The 15,223-nt window shown below is 64.0% G+C and carries 15 protein-coding genes and 1 pseudogene; 9 read left to right on the forward strand and 7 right to left on the reverse strand.

The features are described from left to right. On the forward strand, window positions 1-283 hold a 283-nt coding region (locus ABIB35_RS15040), incomplete at its 5' end, for an HNH endonuclease (protein WP_354182538.1). Between the two features lie 56 nt (window positions 284-339). Here ABIB35_RS15040 and ABIB35_RS15045 read toward each other — a convergent pair. Continuing rightward, window positions 340-975: an O-methyltransferase gene (locus tag ABIB35_RS15045; RefSeq protein ID WP_354182539.1), complete on the reverse strand. Its 636-nt coding sequence runs from the start codon at window positions 973-975 to the stop codon at window positions 340-342. Between the two features lie 205 nt (window positions 976-1,180). On the opposite strand from ABIB35_RS15045, the gene sigE reads away from it, so the two are divergent. The 4 genes and pseudogenes from sigE (at window position 1,181) to ABIB35_RS15065 (ending at window position 3,267) form a co-directional block, all read left to right on the forward strand. Then, a complete protein-coding gene (gene sigE / locus ABIB35_RS15050; protein WP_502915805.1) occupies window positions 1,181-1,831 on the forward strand; it encodes an RNA polymerase sigma factor SigE in 651 nt (216 codons plus the stop codon). 4 nt (window positions 1,832-1,835) lie between these two features. Then, a pseudogene (locus ABIB35_RS15055) lies at window positions 1,836-1,928 on the forward strand (zf-HC2 domain-containing protein); the annotation flags it as partial. A gap of 84 nt (window positions 1,929-2,012) precedes the next feature. Further along, entirely contained in the window at window positions 2,013-2,768 is a 756-nt protein-coding gene (locus tag ABIB35_RS15060) for a hypothetical protein (RefSeq protein WP_354182604.1), read from the forward strand. Between the two features lie 73 nt (window positions 2,769-2,841). Further along, complete coding sequence (locus tag ABIB35_RS15065) at window positions 2,842-3,267, forward strand: twin-arginine translocase TatA/TatE family subunit (RefSeq protein ID WP_354182541.1); 426 nt, start codon at window positions 2,842-2,844, stop codon at window positions 3,265-3,267. A 1-nt stretch (window position 3,268) separates the two neighbouring features. On the opposite strand, the gene ABIB35_RS15070 is transcribed toward ABIB35_RS15065, so the two are convergent. The 3 genes from ABIB35_RS15070 to ABIB35_RS15080 are packed head-to-tail and all read right to left on the reverse strand — an operon-like array spanning window position 3,269 to window position 6,308. Beyond that, window positions 3,269-4,411, reverse strand: coding sequence for an Mrp/NBP35 family ATP-binding protein (locus ABIB35_RS15070; RefSeq protein WP_354182542.1), 1,143 nt, complete (start codon window positions 4,409-4,411; stop codon window positions 3,269-3,271). A 3-nt stretch (window positions 4,412-4,414) separates the two neighbouring features. Continuing rightward, the gene (locus ABIB35_RS15075; RefSeq protein ID WP_354182543.1) at window positions 4,415-5,029 is read right to left on the reverse strand and encodes a DUF1003 domain-containing protein; all 615 of its coding nucleotides are present in this window, start codon (window positions 5,027-5,029) and stop codon (window positions 4,415-4,417) included. Continuing rightward, window positions 5,022-6,308 (reverse strand): magnesium transporter, encoded by a 1,287-nt coding sequence (locus ABIB35_RS15080; protein WP_354182544.1) that lies wholly within the window; start codon window positions 6,306-6,308, stop codon window positions 5,022-5,024. Before ABIB35_RS15080 ends, ABIB35_RS15075 begins: the two co-directional genes overlap by 8 nt. Before the next feature lie 160 nt (window positions 6,309-6,468). Between ABIB35_RS15080 and ABIB35_RS15085 the strand changes: the two genes are divergently transcribed. Beyond that, window positions 6,469-7,503: a general stress protein gene (locus ABIB35_RS15085; protein ID WP_354182545.1), complete on the forward strand. Its 1,035-nt coding sequence runs from the start codon at window positions 6,469-6,471 to the stop codon at window positions 7,501-7,503. 153 nt (window positions 7,504-7,656) lie between these two features. Here ABIB35_RS15085 and ABIB35_RS15090 read toward each other — a convergent pair whose 3' ends face one another. Further along, window positions 7,657-9,255: an aminopeptidase P family protein gene (locus ABIB35_RS15090; protein ID WP_502915806.1), complete on the reverse strand. Its 1,599-nt coding sequence runs from the start codon at window positions 9,253-9,255 to the stop codon at window positions 7,657-7,659. A 103-nt stretch (window positions 9,256-9,358) separates the two neighbouring features. Here ABIB35_RS15090 and ABIB35_RS15095 point away from each other — a divergent pair, with 103 nt between their 5' ends. From ABIB35_RS15095 to ABIB35_RS15105, 3 genes are all read left to right on the forward strand, one after another. After that, window positions 9,359-10,207, forward strand: a complete 849-nt coding sequence (locus tag ABIB35_RS15095; RefSeq protein WP_354182546.1) for a PHP domain-containing protein — start codon at window positions 9,359-9,361, stop codon at window positions 10,205-10,207. A gap of 439 nt (window positions 10,208-10,646) precedes the next feature. After that, entirely contained in the window at window positions 10,647-12,233 is a 1,587-nt protein-coding gene (locus ABIB35_RS15100; RefSeq protein WP_354182547.1) for a sodium:solute symporter family protein, read from the forward strand. Window positions 12,234-12,264: 31 nt separating this feature from the next. Continuing rightward, window positions 12,265-12,396, forward strand: coding sequence for a putative transporter small subunit (locus ABIB35_RS15105; protein WP_354182548.1), 132 nt, complete (start codon window positions 12,265-12,267; stop codon window positions 12,394-12,396). A gap of 98 nt (window positions 12,397-12,494) precedes the next feature. Here ABIB35_RS15105 and ABIB35_RS15110 read toward each other — a convergent pair whose 3' ends face one another. Together ABIB35_RS15110 and ABIB35_RS15115 are read right to left on the reverse strand one after the other, a co-directional pair. After that, entirely contained in the window at window positions 12,495-13,418 is a 924-nt protein-coding gene (locus tag ABIB35_RS15110) for a DNA-methyltransferase (protein WP_354182549.1), read from the reverse strand. 19 nt (window positions 13,419-13,437) lie between these two features. Then, entirely contained in the window at window positions 13,438-15,060 is a 1,623-nt protein-coding gene (locus ABIB35_RS15115; protein WP_354182606.1) for a DEAD/DEAH box helicase, read from the reverse strand. Window positions 15,061-15,223: the final 163 nt, after the last annotated feature.

Raw genomic sequence — 15,223 nt, forward strand, 5'->3', positions numbered from 1 at the left:
TTATGACCATGTTGTTCCGTTTCGGGAGGGTGGTCGGACGTCGGCGGAGAATATTCAGGGGTTGTGCGAGGCCTGTAATCAGGCCAAGGAAGCACCGGGCTGGAACACTCGAACATCCATATGTCGGATGATGTGCCGGATGGCCTGCACCACGGCCCGGCCTCCGATCGAACACATTCGGCGAAACGAGGCGATCCCGGCAGGCACGCAGTCATCACCACTACGCCCACGGGCCATGTCTACCGATCCACCGCGCCTCCTCCACCAGCAATATGAGAGCTGAGCTGGCCGGATGAAGCCCAAGGTTGCAGGGAGAGGCGGAAAGCGAACGCAGGTCAGCTAGTTGGTTTTTACCGCCAGCAACAGGCCGTCGCCGGTGGGTAGAAGCGACGAGACAAGGGCTTCATTTTCACGAATCGCTTTCCCGACCTTCCGCATGGTGTTGGTGGTCGCGTCGCGGATGGCCGGGTCGGAAACTTTGCCGTTGTCCAGGGCATCATTGACCACCAACAGGCCGCCGCGCTTGAGGAGGCGAACGGCCTGCGTCACATAAAGCGGAAAAGAGGGCTTGTCGGCGTCGATGAACACCATGTCATAGGCGCCGTCTGTGAGCCGGGGAAGAACTTCGGCGGCCCGTCCGGAGATGGTGCGGGTCCGGTTCCCGGGAATGCCTGCTTCCCGGTACGCCTCCCTCGCTGCGCGAAGGTGGTCCACATCGGAATCAATGGTTGTCAGGACAGACTGGCGGCCCAAACCTCGCAGCAGACAGACACCCGAGACTCCGGCTCCGGTTCCTACTTCCACCACTGTCTGTGCCTTGGAAGCTGCAGAAAGGACAGTCAGGGCGGCTCCCACCCCGGTGGATATTGGTGAGACGCCCAGTTCATATGAGCGCTCCCGCGCACGCAGCAGCACTTCATCCTCGAAGGGCAGTCCCTCCGTGTAGGACCAGCTGGTCTGCTTGTCGGCGCTCATTCGTGTCACTTTCATTGGAAGGGGAGGCATGCTCAGTCCAGCTTAAGGCCAAGCGGCTGCGTCCCCGGCATACGGGTACGGCGGCGCTGACTGTACCGCCGTTCCAGCCCTTGTGCGCTGACGCCGGGTCGTGCTAACAGCGAATTCCCAGATTGATGCTGCACCATTATTATGCAGGATCGCACACCAAGGGATTCGTTTCGCCATGAGCGCGATGGCATTACCTCAGGGAAGGAGGACGACCTTGACGACAACGTCCTCAGCGGCAGCCGGCGGCCCGGCTGAGTCCGAGTGGGTACGGCCCACCTGGGAAGAGGTGGTGACGGCGCATTCAGCCAAAGTGTATCGGCTGGCCTACCGCCTGACCGGAAACCGGCATGATGCCGAGGACCTCACCCAGGAAGTGTTCGTGCGCGTCTTCCGTTCTCTGGAGAACTTCCAGCCCGGCACCCTTGACGGATGGCTGCACCGGATCACCACCAATCTTTTCCTTGATCAGGCACGCCGAAAGAGCCGGATTAGGTTTGACGGTATGACCGAGGAAGCCGAAAGTCGGCTACCCAGCAACGGTCCCGGACCTGAACGCAGCTTCGAGTTCAACAATCTTGACGTGGACATTGCCCGAGCACTGGATGAACTTCCCCCGGATTTCCGGGCCGCCGTGGTTCTCTGTGACCTCGAAGGCCTTTCTTATGACGAGGTAGCCCGTGCCCTGGGGGTCAAATTGGGCACCGTGCGTTCGCGGATCCACCGCGGCAGAACAATGCTCAAAGAGAAGCTGGCGCATCGCAATCCCCAGCTCCGGGCCCGGACCGGTCCCCGGCTCAAGCTCCCACGTGTGGCAGGCGCCAGCTGACTCCATGCGACATCCCAAACGCCTTCTACAGGAGTACCTGGCCAACCAAGCAAGTCCAGCCCGTGCTGCGACGGTCCAGACGCACCTCTCACGGTGTGCAGAGTGCCGTGCCGAAGCAGCCCGGCAACGCCGGCTTCAGAGCCGTCTGCGGTCGTTGAAAGTTCCCGAGCCAAGCACGGATTTGCGCGAGCGTATTGAACGCATCACACAGTCTGCCGGTGACGGGAATTCCGGTGGATATGCCGCTGAACCGGAACCGTCGGCAAACGGGCCCAGAAGGCATAAGCTGCTGAAGGCCACGGGCGCGGTTGCCGCTGCAGTGGGTCTGGTTCTTTCCACCGCCTATCTGCTGGGCGGCTATGTTCAGGCCCCGTCGCTGCAAAAGGCCCCGGGCCTGGCCGCCGTGTGGAGCGACGTGACCGGTGGAGTCGAGAGGGAACAGCTGGCTCCTGAACAACTTGCGCAATTGCGGGCCCGCGGCTGGGTCTGCCCCGAGCTGACTGCCGCGGGAATGTCCCTGACGGGAGCAAGAGCGGCACGGGTTGACGGGCAGCCGGCGGTTGTCATGACGCTGGAAGGCATGGGAAGTACCGTTACCGTCTATGAGACGCATCCAGACTCCGAAGATGCTGTGGTGGACGGTGTGACCGGGCGTCCCGTGACGGAGGAGGGATTTATCCTCCGGGAGCAGAACCCGGGACACCCGCAGGTTTGGGTTCATCCGCAGCGTCCCCATCAGGCGGTGCTGGCTTCGCGCCGGGTTACGTACACCGTTGACGCGGCGCCTCCCGGGGATATCCTGGACGAAGCCGTCAGCGAGATCTCCCTCACGGAATCCTCCCGGCTGGTGGTGCGCGCCCCGGATACGGCGCAGGGCGTCCTGGAACGAATCCAGCGTGGATTGTCGGTCATGACGGGCACCGGAGGACAGGGGTGACGGGCGGATGGGGTTTTCAGCGACGCCGGCCCTCAAGTGGCCCGCAACGCCGCAGAAAAGGTAGTCTTCACAAGTGATCGGAATCAACGGCTATGAGCTGCTCGTCCTGGCAATCCTTGCCGTGGCGGTGCTTGGGCCTGAGCGGCTCCCCGAATATGCCTCCCAGCTGGCACGGCTTGTTCGTGAAGTGCGGCGGATGGCCACCGGAGCCAGGGAACAGCTGCGCGAAGAGGTAGGCCCGGAAATCGATGAGGTGGACTGGCGCAAGCTTGATCCGCGGCAGTACGATCCGCGCCGGATTATCAAAGAAGCCCTGCTGGACGACTTCGAAGATGCCGTCAAACCGGTCAGCGCCCATCCAACCCCGGCCGCTCCCCGGGGAAGCACCCGGTCGCCGGGTGCCGAGAGCGCGGCCGCACCTTCCGCACCGCCCGCTGTGAAGCCGCTGATGCGGCTGCAGAAGGGCGAACGTGCGCCCTTTGACACCGAAGCGACCTAGACTACCGCGGGGTAACGCCCAGCTTCAGCCCGGACAGTCCCCGGGGGCGCTTGGCCAGGGACGCAGCGATGCGGCGCAGTTCAGCGCCCGCTGAACCGTCCACCAGCGCTGCCTCCGAGAGCACCACAGGTGCTCCTGAATCCCCACCGGTGCGAAGATCAACATCGAGCGGGATGCTGCCCAGCAGGGGAATCTCCTTGCCGAGCGCATCGCTGAGCCGTTTGGCAACAATCTCTCCGCCGCCCGAGCCGAACAGCTCCATCCGTTCCCCCGTGGGCAGCTGCAGCCAGGACATGTTCTCAATGACTCCGGCAACACTTTGACCTGTTTGCGACGCTACCGTTCCGGCCCGTTCCGCTACGTCTGCCGCCGCCGCCTGGGGCGTGGTCACCACCAGGATTTCCGATTGCGGCAGAAGCTGCGCCACGGAAATCGCGATGTCTCCGGTGCCCGGAGGCAGGTCGAGGAAAAGGACATCCAGATCTCCGAAGTAGACATCGGTCAGGAACTGTTCCAGGGCGCGGTGCAGCATGGGCCCGCGCCAGGCTACCGGTGCATTGCCCGCCACGAACATGCCGATGGAAATGGTCTTGATGCCGTAGGCCACCGGCGGCAGGATCATCTCATCCACTCGGGTGGGCGGCTGCGTGATGCCCAGCAGTCCGGGAACGGAGAACCCGTGCACATCGGCGTCGACAATACCCACGCGCAGGCCGGCGGCGGCCATGGCGGCGGCGAGGTTTACCGTGACGCTGGATTTGCCCACACCGCCTTTGCCGCTGGCCACAGCATAGACACGGGTCAGTGAACCGGGACGGTTGAAGGGAATGTCTTTGGTTCCGCCGGGGCCGCGGAGCTTTTCCTTGAGCGCCGCCCGCTGGTCAGCGGTCATCACGCCCAAATCCACGTGGACGCCGGTGACGCCGTCAACCCCGGCCAGGACGCGCTCGACGTCGGCCGTGATGGTCTGGTGGAGCGGGCAGCCGGCAATGGTGAGCAGAACGCCCACGGTGGCAACGCCGTCGTCGTCCACGGATACGCCGCTGACCATCCCCAGCTCGGTGATGGGGCGCCGAAGCTCGGGGTCCAGAACCGCATCAAGAGCGGCAAGGGCGCGGTCGGCTGTGTGGTGCAGTGATTCCACGCCTTAGTTTTCCCTTCCGCCGGGATTGAGTTTGGGCAGAGTTCCCGGCGCCGCGCTGGACCCTGAGGTGTCAGCACGACGGCGCTGATTGCGTCTGGCGGGTGCGTCGTCGGACGCTTCATGATTGGCTTCGAGCAGTTCCTCGAGGAGGCTGCGGAGTTCGGAGCGGACGTAATCACGGGTGGCCACTTCACGCAGGGCGATTCGCAGCTCGGCGATTTCCCGGGTCAGGTACTCCGTGTCCATCAGGTTCCGCTCTGCGCGTTCACGGTCCTGCCGCACGGAAACCCGGTCCCGGTCATCCTGCCGGTTCTGGGCCAGCAGCAGCAGCGGTGCAGCGTAGGAGGCCTGCAGGGACAGCATGAGGGTCAGCAGCGTAAAACCCAGGGCAATGTCGTCAAAGCGCAGCGGCTCCGGGCCCCAGGTGTTCCAGATCAGCCAGACAGCACAAAACACCGTCATATAGAGCAGGAACTGCGGGGTGCCCATGAACCGGGCAAAATTCTCGGTGGCGTGGCCAAAAGCGTCCGGGTTGGGAGACAGGCGCGGAAGCCACCGGGTGCGGGCGGTCCGGGGCGTATCCAGGCCGGTGGTCTGCGACTTTACTTTTTCAGCCATGGGTCCTTCCCTGCGTCATGTCAGTGGGTGCGTCGTCGGAGGCACGCCAGTCGTCGGGGAGCAGGTGGTCCAGGACGTCGTCCACTGTCACCGCCCCCACCAGACGGCCGCCGTCGTTGACGACGGGGAGCGAATTGAGGTTGTAGGTGGCCAGCATCCGGGAGACTTCGCTGATACTCGCGTAGTCCCTCACCGGCTCCAAATCCGTATCAAGGATATTTCCCAACGCCTCGGGAGGAGCCGAGCGCAGCAGCTGCTGGATGTGGACGACGCCGAGATACCGTCCCGTGGGTGTCTCAAGCGGCGGCCGGCACACATAAATCGAGGAGGCCAAGGCAGGGGTCAGCTCCTCGCGGCGCACATGGGCCAGGGCCTCGGCGACCGTTGCCTCGGGCGGCAGGATCACCGGGACCGGCGTCATCAGGGAACCGGCGGTGTCCTCCTCGTAGTTCAGCAGGCGCCGGACATCGCGCGCGTCCTCCGGTTCCATCAGCTGCAGGAGTTCTTCCTTCTGTTCCTCCGGCAGCTCGTTGAGCAGATCAGCGGCATCGTCGGGGTCCATCTCCTCCAGGACGTCGGCTGCACGCTCTACATCCAGGGACTGCAGGATTTGGACCTGGTCGTCGTCCGGCAGCTCCTGCAGGACGTCCGCGAGACGTTCGTCCTGGAGTTCGCTGGCCACTTCAATGCGGCGCTTGCCGCTCATCTCATGCAGGGCGTCGGCGAAATCCGCAGCTTTGAGGTCATCGTTCTGCGCCACGAAGGAGGTGGCCGCCTGGGGTCCGGAGGTATCCCAGTGGATGATGTCCTTCCAGTCCACAATCATCTGTTCCCCGCGCCGGCGCAGGGGACGCAGGCGTGATTCCGCACCGCTGCGGCGGACGAAGAGGTTGGAAACATGCCAGTCACCTGCACGGTTCTGTTCAATCGCAATGTCTTCGATGGTCGCTTCGCCGCTGCCGTCGCGCAGCTTTACCCGCCGGTCAAAGAGTTCCCCGACCACCAGCATCTCCGCGCCGCGCTGTTCAAAACGGCGCAGGTTGACCAGTCCGGTGCAGATGATCTGGCTCGGGTCCATGGAGGTAATGCGGGTCAACGGAACAAAAACGCGTTTCTTGCCCGGTACCTCCACCACAATGCCTACCGCCTGGGGAGGCCGTCCCGGCCCGCGGTCCAGTACGACGGCGTCACGCAGGCGGCCCAGACGGTCACCCAAGGGGTCAAAAACGTCGAGGCCGAGCAGGCGTGCGATGAAGACGCGGGTAGGATTTTTGCTCACATTCTTAGGCTACGTGGTGCCCGGCCCTTCCGCCGTATCGGGGCGCTGCTGCAGCGCGGGCGGACGGGAACGTGCCTCCGGTCCGTATCCCGGCACCGGCCTGAGTTCACTTCGAGCGATACAGCCACCATGGAAGCGGTAAGTGGGACAGAATGGAAGAATGTCTAACCTTTTCGGTTCAAAGCCGCCACGTGATGAAGGCCGCGCCCTGCCCCAAGGCGAAACGGTGGGCCGCTATACCGCCTACCTGGATGCCCAAAAAGCGGTGGACTATCTGGCGGACAGCAAGTTTCCGGTCCAGATGGTCTCAATTATCGGCAGCGAACTGAAATCGGTGGAGCGTGTTACCGGCAGGCTCTCCTACCCCAAGGTGGCGCTGTCCTCGGCCGCCACCGGTGCCTGGTTCGGGTTGTTCGTAGGACTCGCTCTGATGCTCTTCGCCGGCGGAGAGAGCTATATTTCGCTACTCCCGTCCATGGCGCTGGGTGCGGTCTTCTGGCTGCTCTTCGGTGTGCTTGCCTATGCCCTCCAGCGCGGCCGGCGGGACTTCACCTCCACAAGCCAGGTTATTGCCACCAGTTATGACGTGATCGTGGCCCCGCAGGCCGCCAATGATGCCCGGCGCCTGCTGCAGCAGCTGCCGATGATTGGCCAGCACGGCCACCCGCAGCCTCCGCAGAACCGCCCCCCGTACCAGGGCGCGCAGCAGGGACCATACCAGGGCACTGCGCCCTACCAGGGTGCTCCGCCGTACCAGGGCCAGCAGCAGGGCGGGCCGGCGGGAAGCGCACCGGAACGTCCGGCCAGCTGGGCCAACCCCTACGGAGCGGCCACCGGCGGGCAGTCAAACCAGCCGGCAGGCGCAGGGCAGGACCAGGGCCGGGGGCAGGACCAGAACCCAGCGGGGCAGCCGGCCGGCGGCTCACACAGCGCAGGACCCAACGGTCCCGGTGAGCAGACACCTCAGGGGACCGTGCCGCGCGGACAGTTCCCGGACCTTCCGGACGGCCGCCCGCAGTACGGCGTCCGGCTTCCTCCCGCACCGCAGGCATCAGGCCCGGACAACGGGCCCCAGGAACAGGGCAGCCAGCAGGCAGTTCCGCCCGCAGGTGCCGGCCAGCCGGGCAGCGAGGGACAGGAACGCCGCGACAGCAACAGCGACGGCGAAGGCACCCACAGCAGCGACGAGCGGTAGCTCATCACCGGGGGCTTCAACCCCTGACACGATCCAGACCGGGTCCACGATCCAGACCGGATTTACACAGAGCAAAGGCTCCGCCCCCAAGAGGTGCGGAGCCTTTGCTCTTTGCGTTAGCAGCCGTCGCCGGCAACTGAAGGCAGCCTGCAGTTACTCTGCGGCGTACAGTCCGGCCATCCAGTTTTCAACATCATCCGGATTGCGCGGGAGTGCTGCGCTGAGGTTAACCGCGCCGTCGGCGGTGATCAGGATGTCATCCTCGATCCGCACGCCGATGCCCCGGTATTCCTCAGGGACGGACAAGTCCTCGTTCTTGAAGTAAAGACCCGGTTCGATGGTGAAGACCATGCCCTCGGTGATGATGCCGTCCAGGTACAGGTCCTTGCGGGCCTGCGCGCAGTCATGGACATCCAGGCCCAGGTGATGGCTGGTGCCGTGCGGCATCCAGCGGCGGTGCTGCTGGCCGTTGTCTGAGAGTGCTTCCTCCAGGGACACCGGCAGCAGACCCCAGCCGGCCAGCCGCTCGGCCAGAACCCGTACGGCAGCCTCATGGACATCGCGGAACTTCGCGCCCGGCTTGGCAACGGCAAAGCCTGCATCGGCTGCGTCAAGGACCGCCTGATAGATCTTGCGCTGGATCGGGGAGTAGGTGCCGTTGACCGGCACCGTGCGGGTGACGTCTGCGGTGTACAGGCTGTCTGCCTCCACGCCGGCGTCCAGGAGCAGCAGTTCGCCGGCGTTGACGGTCCCGTTGTTCCGGATCCAGTGCAGCACGGTGGCGTTGTTGCCGGCGGCTGCGATGGTGTCGTAGCCGAGGTCGTTGCCCTCTTCCCGTGCTCGGGCAAAGAACGCGCCTTCAACAACGCGTTCCCCGCGAGGGTGGGAAATGGCGCGGGGCAGTTCCTTGATGACTTCGGTGAAGCCGTTGACGGTGGCGGCAACCGCCGCCTCCATCTGCTTCACTTCCCAGGCGTCCTTGATCAGACGCAGTTCGGACAGGGCCTCGGTGAGCTCGCCGTCCAGGGCGTCCAGCGCGCTGAGATCGACATTTTCCGGGTCCTTGGCAGTGTTGTAGCGGACGGTGTCCACCAGCGCATCCACCATTTCGTCCACCTTGCGCAGCAGGCGGACGGAGATGCCGCCGAACTGCGGGTCGCCCACGTTGGAGGTGATGGCGGTTTCCGCCTCGTCCAGGTGGCGGGTGGGCAGGTCCAGCAGTGCGCTGACCTGCTCCAGACCCAGGCGTGAGCCAATCCAGAAGGCGCCGTAGCGGGCGTTGGAGTAGAACTCTTCGCTGTCTGTTCCGGCCAGGGGACGGAAGTAGAGCACGGTGGTGTGGTTGCCGCCGTCGTCGCCGGTTCCAGGCTCTACCGGCTCCATGACGAGGATGGCGTCGGGTTCCCGGTCCAGGCCAAGGCCGGTCAGGTGCGCAAAGCCGGAGTGCGGCCGGTACCGGTAATCAGTGTCATTGGAGCGCACCTTGAGCGGTCCGGCGGGGATCACGAGGCGTTCGCCCGGGAACCGCTCGGACAGGGCCCGCCGGCGCTTGGCAGCGTACGGGGCAACTTCGGAGCGGGCGGGGAGCTCGGCGTCGTCGTCGGCCCAGCCCGAAGCCATAAAGGCTTTGTAGGCCGCGTTGGACGGTTTCTGCGAGCGGTTGTTTACGCGGTCATCCAGGGGCTGCCCTTCGGACAGCTCCCCGATTCCCGACGTGTCTTCGGAGGTCAATGAATTCGCATCAGTAGTCACCCTTCCATGGTCTCACTGCGCGGACGGGGCGGCCAATCATGCTGAATTTGTTCTACCCGTGCCGCCAGTCCGCAGGCAGTGCTGAAGCAAGTAGATTGAGGGGGTGAGAATCGACCTGCACACGCACTCAACAGTCTCCGACGGAACCCAGCCACCGGCGGAGGTGATGCGCTCCGCCAAGGCAGCCGGGCTGGACGCCGTGGCCCTGACCGACCATGACTCCACAGCCGGGTGGCGGGAAGCCGCAGAGACCGCTCGGGAATTGGGGCTGACTCTGGTGCCGGGAATGGAGGTTTCCTGCCGGAGCAGCGAGGGGATCAGCGTGCATGTCCTCTCCTATCTCCATGACCCGTCCCATCCGGAACTGCTGGCCGAGATCGGCAAATCCAGGACGGCGCGGGTTTCTCGGGCGGAAATGATGGTCCAGCGGCTGGCCGAGGACTTTCCCATCAGCTGGGACCTGGTGCAGGAGCATGTTGCCCCCGGGGCAACCATAGGTCGGCCGCACATTGCCGACGCTCTGGTCACGGCGGGTGTGGTGCCCAACCGCTCCGCCGCGTTCTCCGGCATCCTCACCGCGCGTTCACGCTACTTTGTTGCCCACTATGCCCCGGACCCGGCCCGCGCCGTCGAACTGATCCGGCAGGCCGGGGGAGTGCCGGTCTTCGCTCATCCGGTGGCCTCCTCGCGGGGGCGCGTGGTGGGCGAATCGACGTTCCACGACATGATCGACGCCGGCCTCCTGGGTGTGGAAGTTAACCACCGTGATAATCCGGAGGACGGCCGGGCCTGGCTTCGCGGCCTGGCAGCGGAGAACTCTCTGCTGGTGACCGGATCCAGCGACTATCACGGCACGGGTAAGCCAAACCTGCTCGGTGAGTTCACTACAGATCCCGAGGTCCTGGATACAATCCAGTCGCTGGCCACCGGTTCCTCCGTCATTCATCCCTAAAAGTCGTTTCGCGTGTTTGGATTACTTTTTCATTACTGAGTAATGCAATAAAATCTGCTAGCTTGGAATTAGTTCGAAGGTGTCCTTGGGGGGACATCATCGGGCGGGATGCCCACAGCATCCCCCGGGCAGCAGGCAGCTGCCCGCCGCGGTTTGAGCCACAGCTCACCGCATTCCGGCGGCGCTTTGCGCGTCGCTGCCCCGATGCGCAGGCCTGCCGTGGCGGATATTTGGTGAGTTCCAACTCCGTTCGAGCGCGCCTGCCTAGTTAACAGGCCCGCCGGTATGCGGTTGACGGCCTTTGTGCAGCAGCGACCCGCGGCATGTTCTTCGCCGCGGAGGAGAGGAAACTGTGCCGAACGACGGATTGGATTTTTATCAGCTGGGGGGATGGGCGGTAATAGCACTGTTTGTCCTTTTTTATGGCGGAACATTTCTTATGTCCACGCTTATTGGGAAAAAGAACGAAAATGCCGACGGATACATGACCGCGGGAAACAACGTCGGTTTCGGCGTCTCGGCCGCCAGCATGACGGCTACCTGGATTTGGGCGTCCTCGATGTATGCCTCTGCCACCTCCGGGTTTACCTACGGCATATCCGGGCCCATTCACTACGGGCTGTGGGGTGCCCTGATGATTCTGTTCATCTATCCCTTCGGCAAGCGGATCCGCCAAGTGGCGCCGAAAGCCCATACCCTGGCCGAGGTCATGCGAGCCCGGCATGGAAAGTCCAGCCAGTTGATGCTGGCCGGTTCCAATGTAGTGGGCAGCGTCATTTCGCTAACCTCGAACTTCATCGCCGGAGGGGCGCTTGTGGCGCTGCTGTCGCCCTTCAGCTTCCAACAGGGGATTGTGGCAGTTGCTGCGGGTGTGCTCCTGTACACATTGTGGTCCGGGTTCAGGGCCTCGGTGCTGACGGACTTCGCGCAGGTCCTCGCCATGCTCGGCGCGGTGGTCATCATTATTCCCGTGGTTTTCTTCGCCGCCGGCGGACCGTCCATGTTTGAGGCCGGAACAGCGAACCTGACGCCCCAGCAGTCGAACTTCTTCTCCTCCGATGCTTTCCTCAACCAGGGCGCCCCCTACATTGCGGCGGTCCTGGCCTACGCCATCGGCAACCAGACCATTGCGCAGCGCCTGTTCGCAGTGCGCGAGGACATGATCAAGAAAACCTTCATTACCGCCACGGTGGGCTACGGGGCCACCGTCATCGGCATCGGAATGCTCGGAGTGATGGCCCTGTACCTGGGAATCACCCCGATGGACAACGACGTCAACAATCTGATTCCGCAGATGGCGTCCACTTACCTCGGCCCGATCCTGCTGGGGGTCTTCTTCATCATGATTCTTGGTTCGCTGTCATCGACCGCGGACTCAGATTTGTCTGCGCTGTCCTCGATCATGATGGCCGATGTTTACGGTCAGAACATCGCCAAGCGGGGAGAAGCCAACCCCAAGACCATGCTGCTGGTCGGTCGCCTGTCCATGGTGGTCGCAACCGGAGCCGGTTTGTATTTCGCCAGCGGACAGATGAATATTCTTGACCTTCTGGTCTTTGTTGGTGCGCTGTGGGGTGCGCTGGTCTTTCCGGTGCTGGCCAGCTTCTACTGGAAGAAGGTCACCAATTCGGCGTTCACCGTCTCCGTGCTGGCCGCCCTGGCAGCCTTCATTCCGGTGCGCTTTGCATGGTTTTCCATGGACGGCGCCACCGGCTACGTTTTCGACGCCGTATCCGTGCTGGGGATCGGAATCGTCCTTGGCCTGATGGTCTTTGGATTCCTGGGACTCAAACCCGCGCTCTTCGCGGGCGCCGCAGCTGCAGTTGCAGCTGCGCCGTTTGTCATGGGGTTCCTGCATGACTATGAAGTCCTTACCGGTTCCCTCGTGGCCTACGCCGTCAGTACCGTCGTTTGCTATCTCATGTCCGCACGCAGTTCCTCGGACTTCGATTTTGACCTGATCCAGCAGCGCATCGGCGATTTTGATCAGCGGCCGGCTGCGGAATCCGCTGCCGTCCAGTCCTGAACCCGTACAGCTGATCCTAGGAGAGCACCGCATGACAACATTTTGGCTTACCGTCTACGTCCTCGTCTGGCCCATCATCGTGGCAGGAGTCCTGGTGCAGATTAGCCGTGCCTTTTTCCGTGACTGGAGGCAATCGCGGAAGGAAGGCCGGAGCATCATTTAGCGGGCAGGATCGCGCACGCTACCCTCCGCAGGCTGGTTGGACACCAAAAAGCGCCGCTGCCGCAGGAACTTCCTGCGGCAGCGGCGCTTTGTGCGGAGCTAACTCACGGCGTCGGCCGCCACATCAGCCGCTGATGTATCCGCCGCAGCGGACACACCCTCGACCGAAACGATGTCGGCCGCATGTCCGAGCCGCTTTGCCATCACCTCGATGGCCTGCGGGTTGGCATCCACGCAGACAAACTTCCGGTTCAGCTTGGCGGCAACCGCCCCCAGGGTGCCGGAACCGGCAAAGAAGTCCAGGACCCAGTCGCCCTCGCGGCTGCTGGCAGCAACGGTGCGTCGCAGAAGGCCTTCGGGCTTCTGAGTGGGGTAGCCGGTTTTCTCCTTGCCGGTGGGGGAGACGATGGTGTGCCACCACACGTCGGTGGGCAGTTTTCCCAGCGCCACCTTTTCCGGCGTGACCAGGCCCGGTGCCATGTACGGCTCCCGGTCCACCTCGGCGTTGTCGAAGTGGTAGGCCGCAGGGTTTTTGACGTATACCAAGATGTTGTCGTGCTTAGCCGGCCAGCGGTTCTTTGCCCGTCCACCGTAGTCATAGGCCCAGATGATCTCGTTGAGGAAACAGTCCCGCCCAAAGAGTGCGTCCAGCATGACCTTTGCGTAGTGCACCTCGCGGTAGTCCAGGTGCACGTAGAGCGTGCCGTCATCGGCCAGCAACCTCCATGCTTCGGCCAGCCGCGGCTCCAGGAACGCCCAGTAGTCCTCAAACGCATCGTCGTAGCTGGAGAGCAGGCCCTTGACCGTGCTGTAGCTGCGGCCCTTGAACCCGATACGATCGCCGCTGCCGTCTGCGCTGCGGACCATGGTGGTCTGCTGCCGGCGCTGGGACCGGCCGGTGTTGAACGGTGGATCCACGTAGATCATGGTGAAGGCGCCGTCCGGCAGGGTTGGCAGGAACACGGCGTTGTCCGCGTGTACCACCAGCGATCTGCCGTCCGGTGACCAAAGGGGAATGCTCATGGGCTGTGGTGCTGCCCGGCTATTCGGCTGTGGGCGTGGAGTTGCCGACCACTTCGCCGTTGCGGCGGCGTGTGCGGCTCCGGCTGCGACGGGGACGCTCAGCTGAGGTTTCTGCTGCTCCTGCTGCTGACGACCCCGCTGTCGCGGTGGGCTCGGCAGCGCGGGCCGGTGCGGGCTGCTGATCCGTGGAACGGCGAGACCCTTCACGTGTCTCGGGACGTGCGCGGTCGCTGCTGCGGGGCCGGTCCCCCCGGGTGCCGCCGGCGCGGGCGCGGTCACGGCCGCGGGAACTGTCCCGGGACGGACCTGCGGCGTTCTTCTTGCCGGTCTCGCCCAGGTCCTCGATCTTCTCGGCGCTAATGCCTGCGTGCGTGCGCTTGTTGCGCGGCAGGCGGCCCTTGGTGCCCTCGGGGATGTTCAGATCGGTGTAGAGGTGCGGGGAGGAAGAGTACGTCTCCACGGGCTCCGCCTGGTCCAGGCCAAGGGCCTTGTTGATGAGGCCCCAGCGGGGAACGTCGTCCCAGTCAACGAAGGTCACGGCCGTGCCCTTGTTGCCGGCGCGGCCGGTGCGGCCCACGCGGTGCAGGTAGGTCTTCTCGTCTTCGGGGCACTGGTAGTTGATGACGTGGGTGACGTCGTCGACGTCGATCCCGCGGGCCGCCACATCGGTGGCCACCAGCACATCCACCTTCTCGTTGCGGAAGGCACGCATCGCCTGTTCACGGGCGCCCTGACCCAGGTCGCCGTGCATGGCCGCAACGGCAAAGCCGCGGTCAGCAAGCTCCTCGGACAGCTTGGCGGCGGTGCGCTTGGTTTTGGTGAAGATGATGGTGCGGCCGCGGCCCTCGGACTGCAGGATGCGGGACACAACCTCACTCTTGTCCAAGTTGTGGGCGCGGTAGACCACCTGGCGGATGTCCTTCTTCGTCAGGCCCTCGTCATCCGGGTCCGCTGCCCGGATGTGGGTGGGCTTGGTCATGTACCGGCGGGCCATGGCGACGACGGCGCCGGGCATGGTGGCGGAGAACAGCAGCGTCTGGCGCACGGCCGGGGTGGCAGCCATCAGGGTTTCCACGTCGGGCAGGAAGCCCAGGTCCAGCATTTCATCGGCCTCATCCAGGACAACGATGCGGACGTTTTTCAGCGAGAGGTGCTTCTTGTTGTACAGGTCGATCAGGCGCCCGGGGGTGCCGACGACGATTTCCACGCCCGCGGTGAGCGCTTCGATCTGCGGCTCGTAGGCGCGGCCGCCGTAGATCGTGACAATTCGGGCACCGCGCCGCTTGGCAGCAGTGGAAAGGTCCCCGGCCACCTGCACCGCGAGTTCACGGGTGGGGACAACGATCAGGGCCTGCGGCGCACCGGGAACCGCGAGGGAGGCGTAGGCCTCGTCGTCGGGGGCAATCACACGCTGGATGGCGGGAATGCCGAAGCCCAGCGTCTTGCCGGTGCCGGTCTTGGCCTGGCCAATAATGTCGTGGCCGCCCAAGGCCACCGGCAGGGTCATCGACTGAATGGGGAAGGGATGCGTGATCCCGGCCTCGGCCAGGGACTGCACGATGTCGGAGCGGACGCCGAAATCAGCGAAGGTCAGTTCCGGAATTTCGGCCGCCGCCTGCGTAGTGGCAAGGGTTTCGGCCACGTTCAAAGCTTCATTGCTGTCATCAGCGGTGAGGTGACGATTCTCGTCTACCTGGGAGAGTTCAGTGTTCAATTAAATACCGTTCAGTTAGGCATCGCGGCGCCATGCTCGACGAGTGGCTGTAGAAGCCCATACCGGAGCGGATGGCGCGCGCATGATGCGT

Source organism: Arthrobacter sp. UYP6 (assembly GCF_040547315.1).
GTDB lineage: Bacteria > Actinomycetota > Actinomycetes > Actinomycetales > Micrococcaceae > Arthrobacter_B.

Excerpts from the sequence above, each read along its gene's own strand:
- ABIB35_RS15045 (WP_354182539.1), bottom strand. The coding sequence starts at position 975 with ATGAGCGCCGACAAGCAGACCAGCTGGTCCTACACGGAGGGACTGCCC.
- sigE (WP_502915805.1), top strand. The coding sequence starts at position 1,181 with ATGAGCGCGATGGCATTACCTCAGGGAAGGAGGACGACCTTGACGACA.
- ABIB35_RS15075 (WP_354182543.1), bottom strand. The coding sequence starts at position 5,029 with ATGGCTGAAAAAGTAAAGTCGCAGACCACCGGCCTGGATACGCCCCGG.
- ABIB35_RS15085 (WP_354182545.1), top strand. The coding sequence starts at position 6,469 with ATGTCTAACCTTTTCGGTTCAAAGCCGCCACGTGATGAAGGCCGCGCC.
- ABIB35_RS15100 (WP_354182547.1), top strand. The coding sequence starts at position 10,647 with ATGTCCACGCTTATTGGGAAAAAGAACGAAAATGCCGACGGATACATG.
- ABIB35_RS15105 (WP_354182548.1), top strand. The coding sequence starts at position 12,265 with ATGACAACATTTTGGCTTACCGTCTACGTCCTCGTCTGGCCCATCATC.
- ABIB35_RS15110 (WP_354182549.1), bottom strand. The coding sequence starts at position 13,418 with ATGAGCATTCCCCTTTGGTCACCGGACGGCAGATCGCTGGTGGTACAC.